21 protein-coding genes, 2 tRNA genes, 2 pseudogenes and 1 CRISPR repeat array are annotated in these 22,245 nt (G+C 69.3%); of the genes and pseudogenes, 12 read left to right on the forward strand and 13 right to left on the reverse strand.

The window, feature by feature from the left end; genetic code table 11:
• Nucleotides 1–207: 207 nt before the first annotated feature.
• From RIF23_RS08495 to RIF23_RS08510, 4 genes are all read right to left on the reverse strand, one after another.
• Nucleotides 208–1,872, reverse strand: coding sequence for an MFS transporter (locus RIF23_RS08495; protein ID WP_310911855.1), 1,665 nt, complete (start codon nt 1,870–1,872; stop codon nt 208–210).
• Between the two features lie 116 nt (nt 1,873–1,988).
• Entirely contained in the window at nt 1,989–2,333 is a 345-nt protein-coding gene (locus RIF23_RS08500) for a hypothetical protein (protein ID WP_310911856.1), read from the reverse strand.
• Between the two features lie 24 nt (nt 2,334–2,357).
• The gene (locus tag RIF23_RS08505) at nt 2,358–2,849 is read right to left on the reverse strand and encodes an NAD-dependent epimerase/dehydratase family protein (protein WP_310911857.1); all 492 of its coding nucleotides are present in this window, start codon (nt 2,847–2,849) and stop codon (nt 2,358–2,360) included.
• A gap of 70 nt (nt 2,850–2,919) precedes the next feature.
• A complete protein-coding gene (locus RIF23_RS08510) occupies nt 2,920–3,573 on the reverse strand; it encodes a TetR/AcrR family transcriptional regulator (protein ID WP_310911858.1) in 654 nt (217 codons plus the stop codon).
• A gap of 174 nt (nt 3,574–3,747) precedes the next feature.
• On the opposite strand from RIF23_RS08510, the gene RIF23_RS08515 reads away from it, so the two are divergent.
• From RIF23_RS08515 to RIF23_RS20795, 3 genes and pseudogenes are all read left to right on the forward strand, one after another.
• Entirely contained in the window at nt 3,748–4,074 is a 327-nt protein-coding gene (locus RIF23_RS08515) for a hypothetical protein (RefSeq protein ID WP_310911859.1), read from the forward strand.
• Nucleotides 4,071–4,616, forward strand: coding sequence for a Rossmann-fold NAD(P)-binding domain-containing protein (locus tag RIF23_RS08520; RefSeq protein ID WP_310911860.1), 546 nt, complete (start codon nt 4,071–4,073; stop codon nt 4,614–4,616). The genes RIF23_RS08515 and RIF23_RS08520 overlap by 4 nt, the downstream gene beginning before the upstream one ends.
• Nucleotides 4,617–5,017: 401 nt before the next feature.
• A pseudogene (locus RIF23_RS20795) lies at nt 5,018–5,275 on the forward strand (IS110 family transposase); the annotation flags it as partial.
• 155 nt (nt 5,276–5,430) lie between these two features.
• A CRISPR array of direct repeats spans nt 5,431–5,946; the repeat unit is 28 nt; unit sequence GGTCCATCCCCACTTGCGTGGGGCGCAC.
• A gap of 1,163 nt (nt 5,947–7,109) precedes the next feature.
• Here RIF23_RS20795 and RIF23_RS08525 read toward each other — a convergent pair.
• Nucleotides 7,110–7,182, reverse strand: a tRNA-Arg gene (locus RIF23_RS08525).
• A gap of 335 nt (nt 7,183–7,517) precedes the next feature.
• Between RIF23_RS08525 and RIF23_RS08530 the strand changes: the two genes are divergently transcribed.
• Nucleotides 7,518–8,633: a M15 family metallopeptidase gene (locus RIF23_RS08530; protein ID WP_310911861.1), complete on the forward strand. Its 1,116-nt coding sequence runs from the start codon at nt 7,518–7,520 to the stop codon at nt 8,631–8,633.
• Between the two features lie 33 nt (nt 8,634–8,666).
• Here RIF23_RS08530 and RIF23_RS08535 read toward each other — a convergent pair whose 3' ends face one another.
• Nucleotides 8,667–9,089 (reverse strand): MscL family protein, encoded by a 423-nt coding sequence (locus RIF23_RS08535; protein ID WP_310911862.1) that lies wholly within the window; start codon nt 9,087–9,089, stop codon nt 8,667–8,669.
• 49 nt (nt 9,090–9,138) lie between these two features.
• A complete protein-coding gene (gene cpaB, locus RIF23_RS08540; RefSeq protein ID WP_310911863.1) occupies nt 9,139–9,798 on the reverse strand; it encodes a Flp pilus assembly protein CpaB in 660 nt (219 codons plus the stop codon).
• 56 nt (nt 9,799–9,854) lie between these two features.
• On the opposite strand from cpaB, the gene RIF23_RS20800 reads away from it, so the two are divergent.
• Nucleotides 9,855–10,118: a hypothetical protein gene (locus RIF23_RS20800; RefSeq protein ID WP_407659447.1), complete on the forward strand. Its 264-nt coding sequence runs from the start codon at nt 9,855–9,857 to the stop codon at nt 10,116–10,118.
• Nucleotides 10,119–10,132: 14 nt separating this feature from the next.
• Here RIF23_RS20800 and RIF23_RS20805 read toward each other — a convergent pair.
• Both RIF23_RS20805 and RIF23_RS08550 read right to left on the reverse strand, forming a co-directional pair.
• A pseudogene (locus RIF23_RS20805) lies at nt 10,133–10,273 on the reverse strand (FmdB family zinc ribbon protein); the annotation flags it as partial.
• A 204-nt stretch (nt 10,274–10,477) separates the two neighbouring features.
• Nucleotides 10,478–11,095 carry a 5-formyltetrahydrofolate cyclo-ligase gene (locus RIF23_RS08550; RefSeq protein ID WP_310912109.1) on the reverse strand — a complete coding sequence of 206 codons (618 nt, stop codon included), beginning with the start codon at nt 11,093–11,095 and terminating at the stop codon, nt 10,478–10,480.
• A gap of 103 nt (nt 11,096–11,198) precedes the next feature.
• On the opposite strand from RIF23_RS08550, the gene galU reads away from it, so the two are divergent.
• The 7 genes from galU to RIF23_RS08585 all read left to right on the forward strand — a co-directional run bounded on the left by galU (nt 11,199) and on the right by RIF23_RS08585 (nt 16,630).
• Nucleotides 11,199–12,167, forward strand: a complete 969-nt coding sequence (galU, locus tag RIF23_RS08555; RefSeq protein ID WP_310911865.1) for a UTP--glucose-1-phosphate uridylyltransferase GalU — start codon at nt 11,199–11,201, stop codon at nt 12,165–12,167.
• The gene (glp, locus tag RIF23_RS08560; protein ID WP_310911866.1) at nt 12,154–13,389 is read left to right on the forward strand and encodes a molybdotransferase-like divisome protein Glp; all 1,236 of its coding nucleotides are present in this window, start codon (nt 12,154–12,156) and stop codon (nt 13,387–13,389) included. Before galU ends, glp begins: the two co-directional genes overlap by 14 nt.
• A gap of 29 nt (nt 13,390–13,418) precedes the next feature.
• On the forward strand, nt 13,419–13,973 hold the full coding sequence (moaC, locus tag RIF23_RS08565) for a cyclic pyranopterin monophosphate synthase MoaC (protein ID WP_310911867.1): 555 nt from the start codon (nt 13,419–13,421) through the stop codon (nt 13,971–13,973).
• Nucleotides 13,957–14,472 (forward strand): MogA/MoaB family molybdenum cofactor biosynthesis protein, encoded by a 516-nt coding sequence (locus tag RIF23_RS08570; protein WP_310911868.1) that lies wholly within the window; start codon nt 13,957–13,959, stop codon nt 14,470–14,472. The genes moaC and RIF23_RS08570 overlap by 17 nt, the downstream gene beginning before the upstream one ends.
• Before the next feature lie 211 nt (nt 14,473–14,683).
• Nucleotides 14,684–15,331: a GNAT family N-acetyltransferase gene (locus RIF23_RS08575; RefSeq protein ID WP_407659428.1), complete on the forward strand. Its 648-nt coding sequence runs from the start codon at nt 14,684–14,686 to the stop codon at nt 15,329–15,331.
• A gap of 492 nt (nt 15,332–15,823) precedes the next feature.
• Nucleotides 15,824–16,495, forward strand: coding sequence for a divisome protein SepX/GlpR (gene sepX / locus RIF23_RS08580; RefSeq protein ID WP_310911869.1), 672 nt, complete (start codon nt 15,824–15,826; stop codon nt 16,493–16,495).
• Between the two features lie 61 nt (nt 16,496–16,556).
• Nucleotides 16,557–16,630, forward strand: a tRNA-Ala gene (locus RIF23_RS08585).
• A 1,323-nt stretch (nt 16,631–17,953) separates the two neighbouring features.
• On the opposite strand, the gene RIF23_RS08590 is transcribed toward RIF23_RS08585, so the two are convergent.
• The 4 genes from RIF23_RS08590 to wrbA form a co-directional block, all read right to left on the reverse strand.
• A complete protein-coding gene (locus tag RIF23_RS08590; RefSeq protein WP_310911870.1) occupies nt 17,954–19,267 on the reverse strand; it encodes a DUF2254 domain-containing protein in 1,314 nt (437 codons plus the stop codon).
• Between the two features lie 651 nt (nt 19,268–19,918).
• Nucleotides 19,919–20,551 carry an alpha/beta hydrolase gene (locus RIF23_RS08595; RefSeq protein ID WP_310911871.1) on the reverse strand — a complete coding sequence of 211 codons (633 nt, stop codon included), beginning with the start codon at nt 20,549–20,551 and terminating at the stop codon, nt 19,919–19,921.
• On the reverse strand, nt 20,548–21,525 hold the full coding sequence (locus RIF23_RS08600; RefSeq protein WP_310911872.1) for a ring-cleaving dioxygenase: 978 nt from the start codon (nt 21,523–21,525) through the stop codon (nt 20,548–20,550). Before RIF23_RS08600 ends, RIF23_RS08595 begins: the two co-directional genes overlap by 4 nt.
• Nucleotides 21,526–21,549: 24 nt before the next feature.
• Nucleotides 21,550–22,167, reverse strand: coding sequence for an NAD(P)H:quinone oxidoreductase (wrbA, locus tag RIF23_RS08605; RefSeq protein WP_310911873.1), 618 nt, complete (start codon nt 22,165–22,167; stop codon nt 21,550–21,552).
• Between the last annotated feature and the right edge of the window lie 78 nt (nt 22,168–22,245).

Consider the following 22,245-nt stretch of genomic DNA (forward strand, 5'->3'; position numbering starts at 1 on the left):
AACTGGGACAGACGGGTGCAGGTCTGGAATCGTGGCGAAGGCCACTCACCACGGGGTTTTCGTCGAAGCTGGTCCCCGGTCCTCGGGCTGCGGGGAGGATTCCCCTGCCCGCTGGGGCGCGTCGTCCCCGGGAACGGGGGTGAGGTCGCTATGCGCGGCCGTGCCCTCGCGCCGTGGTCCTGGCGCGAGGGCAGCTGTCTCGGGTGTTCAGGCGGGTGTTGGGTGCTGGACTGCGCTGGGTGCCGGTGCGGCGGGGTATTCGGTTGCGTCACCGTGTTCGTCGTCGGGAACCGTGTTGGTCTCCTCCTGGGAGGTGTCGTCCTGGGAGGCACCGTTGTGGGTGCGGTCGTCCAGGGCGATGTGGCGCAGCCGCACGGCCACCAGCACCGCCACCGCAAGCAGGAGTAGCGCGGCGAAGGCGTATCCGGCCTGGACCCCGGTCGTGAACGCGTCCCGTGCCGCGTTCACCAGTGCCGGGCCGGCGGGAGCGGGAAGCTGGTCGGCGACGCTGACCGCACCACCGATGCTTTCGCCCGCCCGGTCCACCGTGCTGTCGGTGACGCCCTGCGGGGCGGAACGGTCCAGACCCCAGCGGTAGATGGCGGCTGCCATGCTGCCCATGAATGCCAAGCTCAACGCGTTGCCCAGGCCTCCACCCACATCCGCCATTCCGGCGGCCGAACCCGCGTGGCGTTCGGGGACAGCGCCCACGATCATGTTGTAGCCGAGTGTGAACAGGGGGCCCGCGGCCAGTGCGATCACCGTGGCCCCGGCGATCAGGGCTCCGGTCCCGGCACGGTCGGCCAGCAGTGCCACGGCCAGGGCCCCGGCCGCGGCGACAGCCATACCGGCACTCATCACGTAGGCGGGACGCATCCAGCGGGTCAGCACCGGGCCGAGCATGCCGCCGACCACCGAGGCCAGCGCCGGGATCAGCAGTAGGAGGCCCGCCTGGCCGGGCGAGATTCCCCGCACCGATTGCAGGAACTGCGCGAGCAGCATGTCCGTGCCACCGATTCCCAGAAGCAACAGCAACAACGCCAGCAGAGCCGCACCGAAGCCGGGCGTACGGAACAGCCGCAGGTCCAGCAGCGGGTCGTCCAGACGCAGCTGACGGCGGACGAACATCGTGCCCAGGATCAGGCCGGAGGCGACGCTGAGGAGGTAGGGCCAGATGGGGGTGTCGCCGCCGCTCGCCTGGATGTCGGCGATCTCCTGGAGTCCGAAGATCACCGCGACGATGGCGGACAGCGACAACAGTACGCTGCGTGCGTCGACCCGGCCCGTGGCCTCGGCGGGCGGTGCGGGCAGCAGCGGCAAGGCGAGCAGAACCAGTGCGGCGACCGGCACGTTGACCAGAAACACCGAGCCCCACCAGAAGTACTCCAGCAGCACACCACCCAGTGGGGGGCCCAGCGCCATACCCGCGGAGAAGGAGCTCATGATGACCGCGACCGCGACGGCGAACTGCCGCGCGTTGGGAAACATCGGCCGCAGCAGCATCATGGTTGCGGGCATCACGGTTGCCTCCGCCGAGCCGAGCAGGGCGCGCATCGCGATCAGGGCCTCGGGGGAGGGGGCGAAGGCCGCGGCCAGGGAGGCGGATCCGTAGACCGACAAGCCCACTGCCAGCAGTCGCCGCGCTCCGAGTCGGCTGGCGACCCGTCCCATGGTGAGGGCGAACCCAACGGCGAGGAACATGCCCACGTGCAGAATCCACAGCAGCTGCGTGCTGCCCGGGGACAGGTCACCGGCGATGCTGGGCAGGGCCAGGAACAACACCGTCATGTCGGTGGCGACCATCACCAGGGGGAGCGTCAGCACGGCCAGGCCCAGCCAGGCCCGGCCCGTCGCGTGGTCAGTGACTGACATTGCACATCCTTCGCGTTGGTGGTCGGGGCGCACGGCGCGACACCGCACCGATCTCGTGCGGACCGTCGCTGCACCGGTCATCACCGGCACCACGAAACTAGAAGTTAAATCAAGCTTTAAGTCAATCCCGTGGTCGGCGCCGGTCTCGCTGCCGTGTGCGCCGGAATTCGAACGCGGCGGACATCCCCTCCGGCACCTACCGCGGCCCAGCCGCGGTCGGTGCGTAGCAGCGACTCGGCGTGCTCCGCGGGAAAGAACACGCCGCCGCCGTAGACGCGGGCAACCGGGAACAGGTCGATCACCATCGCGGTGACGACGCCGAAGGTACCCTTGCTGCTGTAGAACACCAGCGGATCGCCGTCGCGGTGGTCCAGGTGCCATACACGGCCGAAGAAGAGCACGTGGTCTCCGGCGAGGACACTGATGCCGTAGTGGCCGGTGCGGTGCAGCAGGGTGGTCATACGCGGTATGCGTTCCCAGCGACATCACGACCAGGGCGGTTTCCGGGATACGGACAGGAACCCGCTAACGGTCATGGCGTGAACGCCTTCGTCGGTGCGTGTGGTGACCAGAGGACGCCGGTGGCGAATCGGCCCATCGTGCGGCGGAACTCCTGTGGGTCGGGCCTCACCGCGGCCGCGGGGTGGGAGGCGGCGAGGTACTCGACGCAGCCCAGCAGGGAGGGTGACCTCCTCACCCGCGAGGATGCGCCGCACGACCCGGTCCAGGGTCGCCGACAGCAAGGCGCCGTCCCCACAACCCGAACCGCCGTAGACCCCGGCAAAGCGCAGCGCGGTCACCGTAAGGCCGTTGCCGGCGGTGAAGGTGCGGGCGAGTGTTTCGCCCGCGAGCTTGCTGGCTCCGTACAACGATCCGGGGTTTCCCGCCCGCTCCTCGGGAACGGGCAGGCGCGGACCAGTTGTAGACGGCCAGGCTGCTGGCGAGGACGACGCGGGGCACCGCGCACCGGCGGGCACACTCCAGCACCGAGATCGTGCCCGTAACGTTCACACCCACCGCCAGTGGCGACGCGCCGCGCCGTGGAGCTCAGGAACCGCTGTCCACGGACCAGCATTCCACGGCGGTGACGAGGGTTTCGAGCGTGTCCTCGATCCGCTGTAGGTCGACACCTGCGACATCACGCTGGTAGGTGACGAGTGTCGCGGTCAGCGGCGCCAGCAACGCGTCGGCCATCACATGGGCGTCGATGTCACGACTAGCCTGCCTCAGCAGGCTACTGACGTGGGCGTGGTGGAGGCGGTAGGCGCCCGCCGTGAACCGGGCGTGTGGCTTGTTGGTCTCGGCGGTGAGAAGCAGCTGCCCCTGACGCGCCACCCGGCGCAGTAGCTCGCGTAGGAACGCGCGCAGCCGCTCGAAGGGGGCGACGCCGGGTCCCAGCGGGGGTGGTCCGCTGATCACCGCGGACTGTAGGGAACGTTCCTCCTTGTCGAGGAGCGCGAGCGCCAGCCCGCCCTGGCTGCCGAACCGGCGGTACAGCGTGCCGATACCGACGCCTGCCGCCGCGGCCACGTTCTCCATCGCCAACCCGTCGGGGCCGTCCGTGTCAAGGATCCGCGCCGCCGCGTCGAGTATGCGCCGCCGGTTGCGCGCCGCGTCGGCACGCTCGGTCGGGGGACGGTCGAACAACGGCAGCTCGGTGCGGAGCTGTTGGTGCAACGCTGCCTGGTCATCCTCCTGCATGCGCTCACCCTCCTCGCCTTCGGACACCACCGGGCGCGCGGCGACGGATACAGCGTAGTGGAACCCCTTCCAGTTGGCTTGCCCGAACGCCCCGGCCGACGCTAGCGTAAAATCGGAACCAATTCCGATTACACGTTCCGAGATTGTGCAACGACAGTACGGAGTAGAGAAGCCATGCCGGACATCGGAATCGTCGGAAGCGGTGTCGCCGGACTGCACCTCGGGTTGTACCTGCGACAGCACGACGTCCCCGTCACGATCTACAGCGACCGCTCGCCCCAACAGATCGCGCAGTCCTGGCTGCCCAACAGCGTCGCCCACCATCACGTAGCCCTGGAGCGGGAGCGCGCTCTGAAGGTCGAGCAGCGGCTACTGGACCACGACGCTGTCGTGCCGCTCTACTCCTGGTCGGGGATGCGGTTGCAGCGGCCCGGACTTTCCGGGGTGGTGCACCGGGCGGCGGGCGCATCTCCCGACCTGCGTTGGGCGGTGCATACATGACCACCGCACGCGAAATCGTGGTCATTGGCGGCACCGGCATGCTTCGGCCCGCCGTGCATGAGCTGCTGCACACCGGCGCGCGTGTCGTCTGCGTCGCACGACGACCCGAACGGGCCGCGGTCGGGGCCCCCGACACCGGCGAGCTGGTTACGGTGCCCGCGGACTGGGCGGCCCCTCGACACCTGGGCGAGGCGATCAGTCACGCGATCGCGGGCCGGCGGGTCGACGAGGCGCTGCTTTGGGTCCACACCCCCTACGACGAGGGCGTCCACGAGGTGCTGGATCCGCTGCTGGGCGAGGGTGCGACCGTGGTGCAGCTGTGGGGAAGCTCCGGCGTCGACCCGCGCCGCAGCCGTCCCCACCCCACACAGTACGCACCGCCGCGCAGCTACCGCAGCGTCGTACTGGGGTTCGCCGACACCGGACGGGGGACCCGTTGGCTGACGAATCACGAGATCTCTGCGGCTGCGCTGCGCGGGCTGCGCGACAACGAACCGCAGCAGATCGCGGGAAGGGTAGAACCGTGGTCGGATCGACCGTAAGAGCTGATGTCCTGTGTATCCAAGGAAGCCTGGGACATCCCTCAAGGACGGTGGTACTGACTGAGCTCATCCGAAGCAGCCTGGAACAGTTGAGCGCCCGTACCGACGTACTCGACCTCCGGGCGCACCACCTTCCCTAGATCGTTGATGGGATATGTGTGTCCTGGTCAGTGGTCCTTACCTTGGTGATCGGTTCGGTTCAGCCGTTCGTAGGGCTGGACCGTCCGAGGGGTGCGGCTTTCAGCAATCTGCCGCCCGTGGCTTCCTATGACTGACCGCCTCGCACCCTGCGACGACTCGGCCGCTGATTGGGATTTGCGAACAGATCGCTGAGTAAGGACCTGCCGGCGAGATCGTCTGCGGACACGACGGAAACGAGCGCCGAAGGAGCGATGGATCGCATGTGGGCCGGGGTGGACATCGGCAAGACGCACCCCCACTGCGTGGTGATCGACGCACAGGGCAGACACCTGCTGTCTCGCCGTGTGGCCAACGACCAACCCGAACTTTTCGCCCTGATCGCCGATGTCCTGGGCCTCGGCCACGAGACGACCTGGGCTGTGGACGTCACACACGGCGGAGCGGTCCTGCTGCTGGAACTCCTGGCCAACCACGACCAGCCCGTGTTCTTCCTGCCCGGACTGGCCGTCAACCGGGCCACGGGTGACAACGATGGTGCTGCGACTGCGGATGCCGAGCCGTCCGAGTGCGACATAGACCCGACCTGCGACACGATCACCCAGCCGGGAACGAACGAGGACGACGCGCCGGAGGTCGATCCGGTCGAGGTGGCCCGCGCGGCGCGCGCCTCCCTGGTCCATCCCCACTCGCGTGGGGCGCACCCCGGCTCCAGCGAGGCGGGGTACTGCGTGGGCGGTCCATCCCCACTTGCGTGGGGCGCACGGGGGCCATCGTCGTCGACCGGCCAGCAACTCGGTCCATCCCCACTTGCGTGGGGCGCACCCGAAAACCAGCTCGCCGAGGTCATGAACGACCGGTCCATCCCCACTTGCGTGGGGCGCACGACGGGGGAGGGCTCCGCGGCCGGCAGGGAGGAGGTCCATCCCCACTTGCGTGGGGCGCACAGCGTGGGGTCCACCTCGACTGTCGTCACCTGCGGTCCATCCCCACTTGCGTGGGGCGCACGGCGAAGTCCTGGACGCGGAGATCGTCGATGACGGTCCATCCCCACTTGCGTGGGGCGCACGAGCTGGAACTGCCAGCTGCGCCACTCGGGCAGCGGTCCATCCCCACTTGCGTGGGGCGCACGAAAGTCCACCGAAAGTCGAACGGTTCTGCTGAGGTCCATCCCCACTTGCGTGGGGCGCACACCAGATGACCTGCACCGTTCAGGGTGCGTTATGGTTTTGTGACTGGGTGTTGGGGGTTCGGAGGAAGGTCTGTATCTGGATTGCTACTCTTCGTGGTTTTCGGTGTGGGTGGGAACACGCAGGGATGTCTTACCGTGACGCGTGCCGCGCTGTCCAGCCGGGGTGCGGATCCAGGACCTGGGGCACACTCGCCACCCACCATGACCCCAACGCGCCCCAGAGGCCCAACCCCACAGGGGGCATGCACCAGGAACATGGCCCCGTACTCCGTGACCATCGCCCGCACCTCCGCCCGGGTGGCGGCCGACGGCGCGATCGGCGCACCCATCGCCACACCCTCGGACCTGTGCAAACGCCGGATCTCCGCCCCCTCCTCCCCAGTGATCACCCCTTCGATGATCAGCCGACGGGGCCAGCCTTCCTCCAACGCCAGCGGGCCAGGATTCCCGTGTCGCCCCCACCCTGGCCCCCTATACCTCGGATCCGGGTGGGTCCGTGATACACCACGCACCACGCCGTGCCCAGGAGGACGGCGCCGAGGTCACCGGGGAGCGCGTTGGGAACGTCGGGCGTGGATCGGGATGGCGCTCACCGGGCTGACAGTGGGTGGCTCGCTGGCACGGGACTCACCGGCAGCCGGAATCCCATCCGCAGGGGTGATGCTGTGCGCAGCACAGTAGATGGTGCCGTGGCGCGGCGAGCAGACGATGCGCCACAACGAGCTACCGAAAGACCAGCGCCGAGGGTCATCCACTGGCCGACGGGCTGCATGCCCTGTACTCGGCTGCGCGGAGCGCTGGGCCGACGTCGCGGCCAGGTCACCGGACCCACCATCTGGCCGAACGAGGACAGTGCGGCGTTCGCGCGCCCGATGAACGAGGGCAACGCGACCCCGCCGACCGCGGCAATCCACGGTGCGGCGGTAACCACCCCCACCCCGGCCATGGTGCTCCGGCACCTACGCGACGATGGACACCGGGAGAAGCAAGCCGAGAGCCCCGGGTCGTGCCCCCGCAACGCAGACGGCCACCAGGGCCGGCCCCCACAAGAACGCTGCGTGGGTGGAGCCGGTGTCGTTCTGGCAGCTCGGGGGCGCCCCCAGCCGATGGGAGCGAAGAAAAGCCGATGGGAGCGAAGAAAAGCCGATGGGGGTAGATATGGGTGGCCCCGAGAGGATTCGAACCTCTGACACCCGCTTTAGGAGAGCGGTGCTCTGTCCCCTGAGCTACGAGGCCGGTGCGGCTCCAAGGGTAACTGACCTGGGGGCCGGTGCGGGCCGTGTGGCGCCCTGGGAGGGCCGCCGGGCTGCGCTGATCGGGGATCGGGAGTACCCTGGCCCTCGATATGGTTCACACGCACTGTAAGTGAAATGTGTCACATGTTCGGCGGCGTGCTGTCCGACGACGCGAATCCTGGGGGATACTCCGTGGATCTTCCCAGGTGGCAGGCAATGTAGGGCCATCCCTGGCCGGTCGCACGGCCCGTGTGCGCATACGCATGGCCGGATTCGGACATGTAGTACCTTGCGTTCCGGCCGCGCGAACATGGACAAGGCAGTCGGAGGAGTCACGTGCCGTTCCCCCTCGAGCCAGCTCGGCGCCGCCGAGAACCACGAGCCTGGCCTCCGAGGGCGCGGAGCGCCGTCACCTCGCGGCCCGCGCGCTTCCTCCTGGGGGCCTCAGTGCTGACTCTGGCCCTGGGCCCGGTCACCCAGGGCGCGTTCGCCCCGGTCTTTCATCCGGCCGTCGCTGACGACCTCGAAGAGCTGCGCGAGCGCGCCGACGAGGCGCGCGAGGAGCTCGAAGAGGCCACGGAGGAGTACACCGAGCGGGAAGAGGAGCTGGAAGCGGCCCAGGACGATCTGGTGGACACCCTGCACGAGCTCCAGCAGGTCGAGCTGGAGCTGTCCGAGATGCGGGAGCCGCTGGTGGAGATGGCCAACACCATGTACCAGCAGGCGGATCTCGGCCCGCTGGGGGTGCTGGTCTCCGAGGAGATCGCCTCCGACCTCGAGATGGAAACACACGTCCTCAAGCTCGCCGATGACCGGGAGGCGCTGCTGGAGGAAGCCAACGAGCTCCGGGACACCCAGGGAGAACTCACCACCGACGCTCAGGAACTCCAGTCCTTTACCCAGCTGGAACGGGTCGAGCTGGAGACCGAGTTGGAGGAGCTTCGCGAACGCTCCGAAGAGTCCACGGAAGAGCTCACCAACGAACTGGAGGAGCGGGGCCTGTCCGTGGACGCCTACATGGCCGGCGTCGAATGTGACCCCTCGGCCGCGGAGCTCGCCGAGGGAGCCCCGAACGGCCTCCTGCCGGAGGAGGCACTGTGCACCCTCTACGACGAGGACTACGCGCTGCGCGCCGACGCCGCCGTGGACTTCCTCGAACTCAACGAGCGTTACCGCGAGGAGTTCGGCGAGGACATGTGCATCACCAGTGCCTATCGGGACCTGCCCAACCAGCAGCGCGTGTTCGCCGAGCAGCCTCCGGGCTACGCCGCGGTTCCCGGAACCAGTAACCACGGGCTTGGCGAAGCCATCGACCTGTGCGGCGGGATTCAGAACTACCGGTCCGAGCGGTGGCTGTGGATGGAGGAGAACGGAGCCGACTTCGGCTGGTTCCATCCCGACTGGGCCAAGTCCAGCCCGTTCGAACCCTGGCACTGGGAGTACGAACGCTGAGCCCAGCCGGGTTGGCTCCACGCGGATCCATGATCAGCACGGCCCGCCGGGCACCGGCTCCTCGGGGGGAACCGAGGCCGTGCAGTAGGCGCATCTGGTGGCGGCGCGGGGGATCGCGCTGACACACTCCGGGCACTCTCGGGTGGTCGCCTCCTGCTCCCGGGACATCCGCTCCATCAGCTTGGTCACGGGCAGCACCACCAGGAAGTACAAGATCGCGGCCGTGATCAGGAATGACAGGAGTGCGTCGATGAACTGGCCGTACAGGAAACGGCTGCCGCGAACCTCAACGTACAGCTCGGCGAAGGACGGAACCCCACCGAAGATCCCGAACAGTGGGGTGATGAAGCCGGTGGTGAAGGCGTCGATCAGTGCCGCGAACACGGTGCCAATCACCACCGCCACCGCGAGCTGGACCAGATTGCCCTGAAGGAGGAACTGTCGGAATCCCGCCATGGATCATCCTCACGTCCGTAGCCAACAAACGACTACATGGGGATACCCATCAACTTCGGATCGTGATCGACAGTTGGCCCGGATCCGGATATCCGGCCAGGCGTTGCGCTTCGTCGGCGGAGACGGCAACCAGAATCAGGGCCCCCGCCGGGCCGAAGGTGTCGCCCTGGTTCGGCAACGCGAGCACGGGCCGATCCGCGACAACAACCTGGGCCTCGGCTGCGCCACCGAATCCCATGGCGAGTTCCTCGGACGCCGCGCGCCCAAGGACGTCCACGCGGCTTCCCGGAGTGAGGATGTCCAGCACCCCGGAGTCGGCGATCCGTACCGGGGCGGCCACCAGGTCATCCCCGTACTCCGCGGCCGCGTCTTCGGCGATCCGCGCCGAGGTCAACACTTCGCCCCGACGCACCGGCCCGGTCAGGTGCGCCCCGGTGATCGCGGCCACCTCATCGACGGCACCATCGGGCCGGTGGGCGCTCGGCAGTTCCCGTGTGCTGAGGTCATCCCCGGTCAGTGGGGTGCTGGCGGTGAGATCCGTCGCTGCCACCACCACCTCAACTGTGGGCTCGTCCGGTGGGCGCACCGCGAGAACAGCGCCGGTCACGGCCAGTGCGACACACGCACCACTGAGTAGCCGACGCCAGCGCGCCAGCCAGCGGGCGAGGCGAAATCCCCGGGGCGTGCGGGGCACGATGGACTCGGGCATGTGCACACGCTAGACCGAACCCGTCGCGCCCCGCCGCCGTCGTCCACAGGCGGGCGGTGGGGCCTCAGCTTGCGGTGGAGGCGGGGGCGGAGTTCGTGCTCGCGGAGCCGTTGCTGGAGCTGGACGCCGAGGAAGACGAGCCCGTATCCGTGGACCCGGCCGAGGACGTGGAACTGTCCGATCCAGTGCCTGCCGTCTCGGTGGAGGCGCCCTCGGAGCTGCCATTCGTGCCGTTGGAGCTGGCGGCGCTGTCCGAGCCGTTGCGTTGGGTGGTCGAGCCGGAGGAGCCCCCCGAGCCGGACCGGCTGTCGTTCCGGTAGAACCCGGAGCCCTTGAACACCACACCCACGGCCGAGTAGACCTTGCGCAGCCGCCCCTCGCAGGCGCTGCACGTTGTCAGGGGGTCGTCGCTGAAACTCTGTACGACTTCCAGCTGCGTTCCGCACTCAGTGCACGCGTACTGGTATGTAGGCACGGATCCTCCTCGCTGGCACTCTATGCCGTCGACTGCTAAATACTATGCGCCCGAACCGGTGCCTGCGACGGCGGGGAGTGGGGTTGGGCACGGGGACACGGACCGTCCCCTACGTACAACACTGCGCGCTCGGCGTTCCTTCCCGCTCCACTCGGCCCGTTCCCCACCCGTCCCGGACTCAGCTCCCGGACTCAGCTCCCGGCCTCAGCGGGTGCCGTCCGGGTCTGTTCCGGATCCACCACCGTCCCTAGCATGTGGGAACCAACGCAGACCGGCCTGCGGGGTCACCACCCCCTGCACTGGGATGTCATGCGGCTCGGCGGGCACCGTAGCCACAACCTCCGTGTCGTAGACCACAGCCAGGGTGCGGGTGTTGGGGCCCACCCGCGCCAGGGCACGGTCATAGCAGCCAGCGCCCCGGCCCAGCCGCCGCCCGGCGGTATCCACGGCCAAAGCGGGGCAGATCACCGCCGCGGCGCGGTAGGGAGCGTCCAAACCGTACCGCGGCCCCGTCGGCTCCAGGAGCCCCAAGCGACTCGGCTCGACACTGTCCGGGCCCTCGTAGGCGGCCCAGTCGAGATTCCGGTCCTTCTGGAACACGGGCAGCAGCACATACACCCCGTGCCGCCACAGTGCCGTGACCAGCTTACGGGTATCCGGCTCCTCGCCCACCGAGTAGTACACCGCGACCGTCCCACCCATGGTGAGCTCCGGAAGCGCCACCAGGGTGTCCCGTAGGGCAGAGCCGGCTGCACGGATCTCGGCCGCCGAACGGTGGCGCCGTTGCTCCAACACCTGCCGACGGAGTTCCTGCTTGTCCATGTCCGCAGTGTGACAGCACCGTCGCAGCTGCGCGAGCACGGGTGCGGCCACCGCCCGCGCGGCGTGCAGAACCATCGCCACCGCGGTGGCCTACAGTGCCGACATGACGCATTCCCCAACAGGCGCAGCCCCCGAGGTACGTAAGGCGGTCGTTCCGGCGGCGGGTCTCGGTACCAGGTTCCTGCCCGCGACCAAGGCGACCCCCAAGGAGATGCTGCCGATTGTTGACAAACCGGCGATCCAGTACGTGGTGGAGGAAGCCGTCGCCGCGGGCCTCCACGACGTACTGATGGTCACCGGACGGTCGAAACGCTCCATCGAGGATCACTTCGATCGCGCCTACGAGCTGGAGGAGGCGTTGCGCGCGAAAAACGACACGCAGCGCCTACACGCGGTCCGGGAATCCAGCACTCTCGCCCAGATCCACTACGTTCGCCAGGGGGAGCCCCGCGGTCTCGGTCACGCTGTGCTGTGCGCGGCGGCCCACGTGGGCGACGAGCCCTTCGCGGTCCTGCTCGGCGATGACCTCATCGAGGGACAGGAGACGCTGCTGAACCGCATGATCGACGTCCGGAACCGTTTCGGCGGCAGCGTGGTGGCCCTGATGGAGGTGCCCCCCGAGCAGGTGTCCCAGTACGGCTGCGCCGCGATCCAACCGGTGGCGGACAGCGACGCGGGACCGGGCGTGACCGGGAGCGTGTCCGCGGACACCGTGCTGGTTACCGACCTTGTCGAGAAGCCTCCGATCGAGCAGGCGCCCAGCCGCTATGTCATCATCGGCCGCTACCTGTGCGACCCCCGGGTATTCGACGTTCTGGCCGAGACCCCACCGGGGCGCGGTGGGGAGATCCAACTGACCGACGCACTCCGTGTGCTGGCCCAGCGCGACACGGCAGCCGGTGGCCCCGTCCACGGTGTGGTGTTCCGGGGACGCCGCTACGACACCGGGAACAAGGTGGACTACCTGCGCACCGTGGTGGAATACGCCTGTGCCCGCCCCGACCTCGCGGCCGAGCTGGTTCCGTGGCTGCGGGAGTTCGTCGACAAGGAGAAGCTAGATGCGCACGGTTGAGCAGCACCTGGCCGAGGTTCTGGATCTGGTTCGGCCGCTGGAGCCGATCGAGCTGGATCTGCTGCGCGCCCAGGGTGGGGTTTTGGCCGAGCCCGTGGTGTCGCAGGTGTCCCTACCCCAGGTCGACAACTCGGCGATGGACGGTTACGCGGTTCGGGTTGCCGACGTTGCCGCCGCCACCGAGGATGATCCCGTGCACCTGCCCGTGATCGCCGACATCGCGGCCGGCGACACCGCGACGCACGCCCTGCGGGACGGTCTCTGCGCCCGGATCATGACCGGGGCGCCGCTGCCCGCACACGCCCAGGCCGTCGTTCCCGTCGAGTGGACCGACGGCGGCCAGGCGCGGGTCGCGATCCGCCGCCCCGCGCCCACGGGCAACGCGATCCGTCGCTCCGGGGAAGACATCGAGGCCGGAACCACGGTCCTGCGGCGCGGGATGCGAGTCGGGGCCGCCGAGATTGGGGTGCTGGCCGCGGTCGGCCGGGATACCGCCCTGGTCCACCCCCGGCCCCGGGTCGTCGTCCTGGGCACCGGCGCCGAGCTGGTCGATCCCCCGAACCCCCTGCGCCCGGGGCAGATCTGGGATTCCAACAGCTACGCGCTCACCGCCGCGGTGACCGAAGCCGGATGTGTCGGCTACCGGTACGGCTTCGTGGGCGACGATCCACGCTCGTTTATGGACACCCTTGAGGACGTGCTCCTCCAGGCCGACCTTGTCGTGACCACCGGTGGGGTCAGCATGGGGGCCTACGACATTGTCAAGGAGGTGTTGTCCCAGTACGGCACGGTCACCTTCGACCGGGTGGCGATGCAGCCGGGAATGCCCCAGGGGCTCGGCACGATCTCCGAGTCCAAGGTGCCCATCCTGACTCTGCCCGGCAACCCGGTCAGTGCCTACGTCTCGTTCTACCTGTTCGTGCTGCCGGCCCTGCGTCGGATGCAGGGGCTGTCCCCAGAGCCCCCGACCACGGTGCGGGCGCACCTGGCCAGCCCGGTGACCTCCCCACAGGGTCGCCGCTCGTATCTGCGAGCGGTGCTGGAGTACCGTGGGGACACGGCGCAGAAGTCCGCCTACACGGTGGAGGCCGTATCGCGCCAGGGCTCCCACCAGCTCTCGGCACTGGCCGAAACGAATGCGCTCGTCGTGGTGCCCGAACAGATCACCGAGCTGCCCGCGGGGAGCCTCGTCGAGACCATCGCCCTGCCCGGGCGCGAGTGAGGACTGTTGACGAACCGATCGAGGAACTGATGACCGCTGCCCAGGAACCGCGGCAGAACCCCCCGCGATCCGACGGTCGGGACACCGGCCACGAACGTCTGCCGCATCTGGACGCCACGGGGGCGGCCCGCATGGTCGACGTTACGGCGAAGGGGAGCAGCGCGCGGACCGCCACCGCGACCGGGTGCGTTCTCCTCTCCACCGCGGCCGTGTCCGCGTTGCGGGCCGATGAGGTCCCCAAAGGGGACGCCCTGGCGGTCGCCCGCATCGCCGGAATCCAGGGCGCCAAGCGCACCCCCGATCTGGTTCCCCTGTGTCATCCCATCGCCGTGCACGGGGTCGACGTGCACCTGGAGGTCACGGACCGTGGGGTGGAGATCGCCGCCACCGTGCGTACCGCCGACCGCACCGGGGTGGAGATGGAAGCGCTCACCTGTGTGATGACGGCGGCGCTGGGGCTGATCGACATGATCAAGGCTCTGGATCCGGAGGCGTGCGTGGTCGATGTGCGCCTGGAGGAGAAGACGGGTGGCACATCCGGTGACTGGCGGCGGTCGGGAGAGCGCGATGTCCCCGGAACCTGACTGGTCGGCGGTCGTGATCACCGCCTCCAACCGTGCGGCCACCGGCGTCTACGCCGATTCCTCCGGGCCGGTGCTGGCGGAGGAGCTGCGGGGCGCTGGATATTCGGTCACCGGGCCGTGGGTGGTTCCCGACGGTCCCCCGGTGACATCCGCTCTGGAGCGGGCGCTGGCAGCCAGCACCGAGCTGGTACTGACCACCGGCGGAACCGGGTTGAGCCCGACCGACGCCACCCCTGAGGCCACCCGTGCCGTGCTCACCTACGAGATTCCCGGGATTCCCGAGGCGTTGCGGGCGGCAGGAAGTGCCGGTGGCGTGCCCTCGGCCGTGTTGTCACGCGGCGTCGCCGGGGTTGCCGAACGGGACGGTCACCGTATGTTGATCGTCAATCTTCCCGGCTCCCGCGGAGGTGTTACCGACGGGATGGCCGTCCTGACGCCGATCCTCACGCACGCCCTGGCCCAGCTGCGCGGAGTGGACCACCCCCGTTCGGCGTCGTGAGTTCACCGTGAGCCCGGTCTACGGGTGCCCAGGCCGGGTGGCTGCTGAAACATTCCCGAGCGTCAGGTGGGCCGGGCCGCGGCATCTGCGGCCGGATCCCTGGGCCGGTCAGAGTGGTCCCCTGGTCGCGGCGTGGTCAGTGTGTCCTGTCCGCTCGAGGGCCGCCGGTGGGGCGCGGGTGCGATACTGGGGGTAGCGGGAAGGAGGGCCGGTGACCCGGATTCCAGGATGGCCGGCACAGCTGGCCGACGGTCCGGTCGGACTGCGACCGTTGCGATTGCGGGACGCGGGCCGGCTGCGGACGGTCCGCACGCGCAACGCCGAGTGGCTGCGCCCGTGGGAACCAACGCATCCTGACCCGCCGCCGCAACTTAACCATGTGGCGCCCTACCTCGCGATGGCCCGTTCCATCCGCCGCGAAGCGCGGCGGGGGGTTGCGATGCCGTGGGCCATCACCTACGAAGGCGAGTTCGCCGGCCAGCTGACGGTAGGGGCGCTCATGTGGGGATCGGCCAGATCTGGCCAGGTGGGGTATTGGATCGACCAGAGGCTTGCTGGCCGGGGGTGCACTCCGAGAGCGGTCGCACTGGCTGTGGACCACTGCTTCTTCACGGTAGGGCTGCACCGGATCGAGGCCAATATTCGCCCGGAGAACCGGGCCAGCAGGCGCGTCGCCGAGAAGCTGGGCTTCATTGAGGAGGGTGTGCGCCGCGGATTCCTGCACATCGACGGCGCCTGGCGAGACCATGTCTGCTATGCGATCACTGTCGAGGACGTGCCGCAGGGGGTGCTGGCCCGGCTACGGCACGGAGCCCGCGACGACGGCCCGCACGACCAGCAGGAACTGTACTCCGACTGAACCGGGTGCGGCCGGGGCTGGCCCCGGGGCTCCCGGTGGGGTCGGCGTGCTGGTAGCTCCGAAGTGCGGAACCACTACCGTGCGGTTGCAGGGCGCGCAATAATCTCCCTACGCGTGTGGTGCCCCCTCCCACGAGGCCAGACGCTACTTTCCGTTATGTATGACTACGTCACGTAATTGCCGGGTGTGGCGTAATTCTACTGATCTAACCCAGATCGGAGGAAGGGGACAGGCGGCAATCTCGCGACACTCCGGGCCGAATACTGCGCATTCTCGGACACTTGGTCGTACGGTGCGGAACGTAGATGGATTGACGATGGGGGCAACGCGCACAAATGGAACACGGGCAGTCAACCCTGGCAACGAGAGTCCACGGATGGCAACACCGGGACTAGCCGTTTCCACAGTGGCTGCGGACGTGACAACCCGGGAGGCAAGGGGGGCCGACCGGAACTCGGCGCGACGCACCAGCCGGTGGAGCGAGGAGGGGCGATGAGCAACTCTCCGCTGTATCTGGCCATCGTGCTGGTATGGATCATCGTACTCGTCCCCATGCTGCTGCGCAGGGACGTCGCCGACACCGCCCCCCGCGGCACCCGCCGCCCCGCCGACCACGACACCACAGCGGACCAGGCCGCCATCGACCCAGACGACCTCCCACACGACACCGACGAGCCCCAAGACCAACCCCACCCCGGCGAGCCCCCGTCACCACGGCACGCCCCCCACACCGACGACACACCCCGGGCCGACCGCACCACACCCGCGCAGCACCGCCCGCGGCCCGCCAGCGGCAACCACCGTCCCCGCCTCACCCGCGCCCGCGTCATCGCCCGACGCCGCCGCCGCACCAGCGGGCTCACCCTGCTGCTCCTCGCCACAATCGTGGCCGTCACCGCCGGACTCGGCCCCTGGTGGGTCCTCGTGCCCCCCACAGTGCTCCTCATCGGGCACCTCGCCCTGCTGCGCACCGCAGCCAAACTCGACGCCGAACGCCGCCGCGCCCGTATCGAACAGCGCCGGCGCCGCGCCCGAGAACGCGCACGCCAACAGGAAGAAGCCGCCCAAGCCGAACGCGAAGCCGAAATCATCGAACTCGCCGAACGGCGCAACCAGGTCTACGACCAGTACGCCGACGCCTACCTCCGCGCCGTCGGCGACTGAATCCCCACCCCACCCTGGCTCGAGCACCCCACACACGCTGCTAGCCTTGAGGGCGGTACACGGGGCCGTAGCGCAGTCCGGTAGCGCGCCTCAGTCGCATTGAGGAGGTCAGGGGTTCGAATCCCCTCGGCTCCACGAGCTGGCCCACGGTGGTCGATGACATCCCGTCGTCGTCCCTGTGGGCCGCAGTCTTTTTCGCGGGGGGACGCCCCCCGCACCCCCGGATCCTGGCCCACGGTGGTCGATGACATCCCGTCGTCGTCCCTGTGGGCCGCAGTCTTTTTCGCGGGGTGATGTTGCTGGTGGTTTTCGCGTGTGCGTGGGTCGGCTCATGTTTCGATGTTGGAGTCACCTGGGGGGTGGTGGCGGTGGTTGGCTCCGCGCACGCGCCGTGTTGGCCGCCGGCGGCGTCGCGCCCTGGGGGCGCTTCCCCGCACGACGGCCAGCGGAGGGGTGCGGTGGCCGTGGTGTGCCCGCGGATGTCGTGGTTCCGGTGGGTGGTTAGGGGTGCGCGCCGTGTTGGCCGCCGGCGGCGTCGCGCCCTGGGGGCGCTTCCCCGCACGACGGCCAGCGGAGGGGTGCGGTGGCCGTGGTGTGCCCGCGGGTGTCGTGTACTCCTGCGCGGTGGCCAGCAGGGTAGTGGCGTCGCGGTGTGGGGTTTCTGGTCCGGCTGGGATGCTCCCTGCGCTCCCGTTGGTTGCTGTGCGCGGGGATGTTTGGCCGGGCCGAAACATGTCCATTTTGCCCCGGACATCGCTGTTGGTCGTCGTGCTGGGGATGATTTCTCAGGGTGGGGGTGCGTTCACCTGGCCCCTGATAGGCACGTTGGCCGTCGTGCGGGGGAGCGCCCCCAGGGCGCGACGCCGCCGGCGGCCAAAACGGCGCGTGCGGATCGGTGATGACCAGCTACCACAATCCCTGCCCTCCCCGGGGAGGGTTTGGTCTGGGTGTTCGTCGTGCCGTCGAGGGAATGTTCGCGCCGAGGGCCGTGGGCTCCCCTACGCCACGGGCCACCGGGCACGGGGGGTGCGGGGGTGGTTCACCCGCAGGCCCTGTGGTGGCCCTGGTAGCGGGGGTCCGCCGCTGGTGGGTCAGGCCAGGGCTCGGTGTCGAGAGTTCCGGCACCCGGGGGATTGCGGTGGGGGTGGTTGTCCGTGCGGGCCGTGTCGGCCGCCGGCGGCATCGCGCCGTGGTGGTGATCGGTGATCTCGGGCTTCGGGGAGCTCCCCCGAATGACGGCCAACGGAGGGTGGCGCAGACGGTTCACCGTGCACGCTGTAGTGGTCGCCCCACGTGCTCATCGGTCTTCAGCGGACCCCACGGCTTGGAGGCGCCCCGGAGCTGCCAGAGCCGCCTCGTCTCTGGGGCCAGCCACCCCGGTCGGGGACACCGCCCGCTTCTCCACTCGACGCAGAGGCACACGGACCGCAGGCCGCCCCAGCCGCCAGCGCGGTGGGCTCACACAGTTCGCAGCGCGACTCGGGTGGTGTCGACCTCGTCGCGGACCCGGTCCGCGGCAACAGGGTCGGGGATGTGTCGCCCGATAGTCCAGGACACCCTGTCGATTAGCTGCTGCACAGCCTCGTGACGCCGCTGGTCGGGCACGGTGTGTGCGGCGAGATCGCGAGAGACGGAAAGGATCGCCGACAGCACCGCTGGCTCCGCGCCGCCGTATCGCAGGATCTGGTCGGTCGAGAGCAGCAGCAGTTCGTCCAGGTCGTAGCCGCGCAGGTACAGTTCGGAACCATCCCCGTGCACCAGTCGCTGGTGCCCGTCTGGGTAGCGGGCCCGTTGGCTGAGCAAGTCACCCAGAAAGTCGAGCGCGTGGGTGGCCGTGGTGGGGTCGTTGACGCCCGGCGACAGGGCCTTGACGGCCACGTCCGCAAGTTGGCGGACGGCGAACGAAACGTCCTGATCCATGGTGCGCTCGTCTCCGATGACGAACATGTCGGTGAGACGATCGCTCACATCTCCCGGCCCGTCCTCGTGTTCGCACACGACGCGCCCGAGCGGGTGGCCCGGCCGGATCCGGTCGCCCGGCCGTACATCGACCACGACGGTGTATCCGGTGCTCCGCAGGCTCCGGAACAGCTCATCCAGGTCGATGAACTGGACGTAACCGGCCTTCTGCGCCCGCATGGGGACTCCTCCCGCCGTGGGCGGTGCGTCCCCGCGTGGGAACGGGGATTCCACAGGTCCGTAGACAGCCCGCAGCACGCGTGACCCTTCGTTGCGGACCTCGGACATGACGAGGTCGATGCGCAGCAGTTGGACCAAGTAGGCGATGAACGCGATGAGTCCCCCAACCACGAGCAACGCCAGCAGCGGAGCGATGCCCACGGCCAGGGCGGGAACGTGCCCGGGCGGATCCGGCGGGAGGTTGCGCAGCACGACCAGGCAGTAACCGAAGAGGCCGAAGAAGCCACCGAGGAGTAGCTGGGTCGAGAAATCGCTGGTGAACTCGCGCAGCAGGCGGGGAGAGTTGGCCGACGCGAGCTGGAGAACCACCAGGGTCATCGACATCGTCAGGCTGATCACCGTGAGCGAAGAGCCGGCCAGCAGGCTGAGCATGGACTCGGCGGCAGAGCTCTCGCCCGGCCACAGCCACCGTTCGGTCGCGCTTCCCGCGGGTACGTGCACCTGCGACAGCAGCTCGGCCGCAATGACCAGAACAGTAGCCAGGACAACCGGGACCGGCCAGAGACGGCTCCGTATATAGCTGATCACGGCCTCGCCGCCGCGCAGAATCCAACCGCCCAGCGTTCCGAACATGGCAGTTGAGCATAGTGATCCACCCGGCTTCAACGTGGAACCGACAGGCGGACCTCGCCGATCGTGCCGCGAACGAGCTCCCGGAAGTGGACACCCCGGGTTGCACACCTCGGCGCACCCGAGCGTGCCTCGTCCCCAGCATTGGTCCCGGGCCGATCGCGTTCGGAGACTTGGTGGCGTGCACCCGCAGCCCGCCGCCGGGGGCTGGCTCCGGCCGTGTAGCCGTTGGCCCCAGGTGTCCGCGCGGGTGGCACGCCAGGCACCACCCGCGGGGACAGCTCCCATACCCCTCGGACGTCAGGCGCTCAACCAGCGCCACCGAGCCAACCGAGAAACCATGTGCGGCGGGATCACGGGTGCCCCGCCGCTGTGGTCCTGGTGGCCACAGTCCCCACTGCGGGGCGGCCCTCCCGCGCCCCGTCTCGTGGTCCGGGAGGACCCCCGCAGCGGCCCGCGGCGGTGAGCTCGCCACCGGGGTCGAGCACCGGGCGTGCCCCCCGGGGGCGCACACACCGCGATACGCACGCCAGGCCGGCGAGAACCCGGACCGCTGGGGCTGCGCCGCGGTGGACCGAAACATGTGCCCGCCGCCGCGTCGCGGCCCGTGCCCGAAACCGCAGGTTCCCGGGGAGTGCGGTGCCGCAGCCGTGGTCAGGAATTGCTCAGGAAGGCGTGCACCCGCGGGAGCGAGCGGGCGTCGATCGTGTGTCCCCCCGCGTGACCGAACACGCTGACCTCGGCGCCGGCCGTGCGCAGCTGCTCGCTCAGCACCTCGGTGTGCCGCGGCGTGGCCATCGGATCCGCCTGCCCGTTGACCACGGCCACCCGCCGGCCCGTCAGGTCCGCCTGCGGCGGCGCGCGGAACGGAACCATGGCCGCGAACAGCACCGCCTCCGTGAGTGTCTCCGGGCGCTGGAGCAACAGAGCTGAGGCGATGTTCGCGCCGTTGGAGAATCCGACCGCGCACCAGGACCCCGGGCTCACCCCGTACTCCTGTTCGGCCGCGCTCAGGAACTGGGCCAGCTCGTCCACACGGTGGCGCAGATCCTCCTCGTCGAAGACTCCTTCCCGCAGCCGTCGGAAGAAGCGCGGCATACCGTTCTCCAGAACCGCACCCCGCACCGACAGGACGGGCGCCGAGGGCGCGAGGTGTTCCCGCAGGGGCAGCAGATCGTTCTCGTCCCCGCCGGTGCCGTGCAGGAGTAGCAGCGGCCGCTGTGCCCCGCGCTGCCCGGCGGTAGGGCCGGGCAGCCAGACGTGCGGGCGGTCCAGGACCCCGCTCACACCGGCCTCCCCTCAGCCAGCTCCGGGTTGTTTTCCCGGGGGAGGGACAGCTTCGGGAGAGCGCCCGCGATCTGTTCGCGGCTGGGCTCCAGCCACGGCGGAAGCTTCAGGGCCCGCCCCAGCTCCAGGAGCGGCTCGTCGGTGTCGAACCCCGGCGTGTCCGTGGCGATCTCCAACAGGGTGCCCCCCGGCTCACGGAAGTAGATCGAGCGGAAGTACTGCCGGTCCAGGATCGCGGTGACCCGGGCCCCACGGTCCGCGAGTTCGGCTCGCCACCGTTCCTGGGTGGCCTCGTCCGGTACCCGCCAGGCCACGTGGTGCACCGTGCCGCCCGCGACCAGACCGCGCGGCCCCCGCGGATCCACATGGACATCGACGAGTGCTCCGGGGCCGCCGTCCCCGGCCGCGAGCCGGATCCGGTTCTCGTGCTGCTCGACGGGGCGCAGCCCCAGATCCTGCAACATCCCCACGGTCCCGGACTCCGCGGCGGTCGACAGGGTCACCGAGTGCAGCCCCCGGATGCCGTGCTCCGGCGGCACCACACCGTTGTCCCACGGCGCCCGCGGATCCCCCTGGGGATGGGCGACCAGGGCGAGCTGGAGCCCGTCCGGGTCGTGGAACGTCACCGCTTCCTCGCCGTTTCGCTCCGTGACCTCACTGACGTCGATCCCGAGCCCACGCAGGTGGCGTTGCCACCACCCGATGGATTCCCCGGGGACCGAGAACGCCGTGGTCGTGGCCTGCCCGGTGCCCCGCTGCCCCGGAGGGGCCGTGCCGAAGGGAAAGAACGTCAGCAGGCTGCCGGGCCGCCCCGACTCGTCTCCGTAGTAGAGGTGGTAGACATCCGGTGCGTCGAAGTTCACCGTGGACTTGACCAGCCGCAGCCCCAGTGTGCGCAGGTAGAAGTCCACGCTGCGCTGTGGATCACCCGCGATGGCCGTGACATGGTGCAGACCACTCGTTGCCAGTGTCATGGCGACCTTTCTGCCCGTGAGTGCTTACGTTGTGCTCGACGCCGTCAACGCGGCGGCCACGTTCACCACACGCCTGGCCTGTACGGCCGCGGCGGTCCGGGTGGCCTCGTCCACCGGGCGTTGTCCCTGCGCGTCCACGTGGCTGGTGCCGTAGGGATTGCCGTCCACGAACTTCGAGGCGTCGGTGTATCCGGGGCTGACGATGATTCCACCGAAGTGGTGGATGGTGTGGTACAGCGCCAGCAGCGTCGACTCCTGGCCGCCGTGTTGGGTGGCGCTGGACACGAACCCGCTGTAGACCTTGTCCGCGAGCAACCCCTGCTGCCACTGCGGCCCCAGCGTGTCCACGAACTGCTTGAGCTGTGCGGCGATGTTGCCGTAGCGCGTGGGGCTGCCCAGGAGGACCGCGTCGGCCCACACGACGTCCTCAGCCGTGGCCTCGGGGATATGGCGGGTGGTCTCCAGGTTGTCGCGCCAGGCAGGGTTGGCGTCGATCGCTTCCTGGGGGGCGAGCTCCGCCGCCCGACGCACCCGGACTTCGGCCCCCGCGGCCTCCGCGGTCTTGGCGAGCACCGACGCGATCTCGGCGATCGTTCCGGTGGCCGAGTAGTAGATCACGCTCAGCTTCACGGGCTGGCTCATGGGGTTCTCCCTGTCGTTGCTGCGTTCGGTCATGTGCGGTCCCCGGAGAGATATCGGAGCGTCAGGCCCGCCGCGCCG

It is taken from the genome of Lipingzhangella rawalii (assembly GCF_031628175.1).
In the GTDB taxonomy this organism is placed as follows: Bacteria; Actinomycetota; Actinomycetes; order Streptosporangiales; family Streptosporangiaceae; genus Lipingzhangella_A; species Lipingzhangella_A rawalii.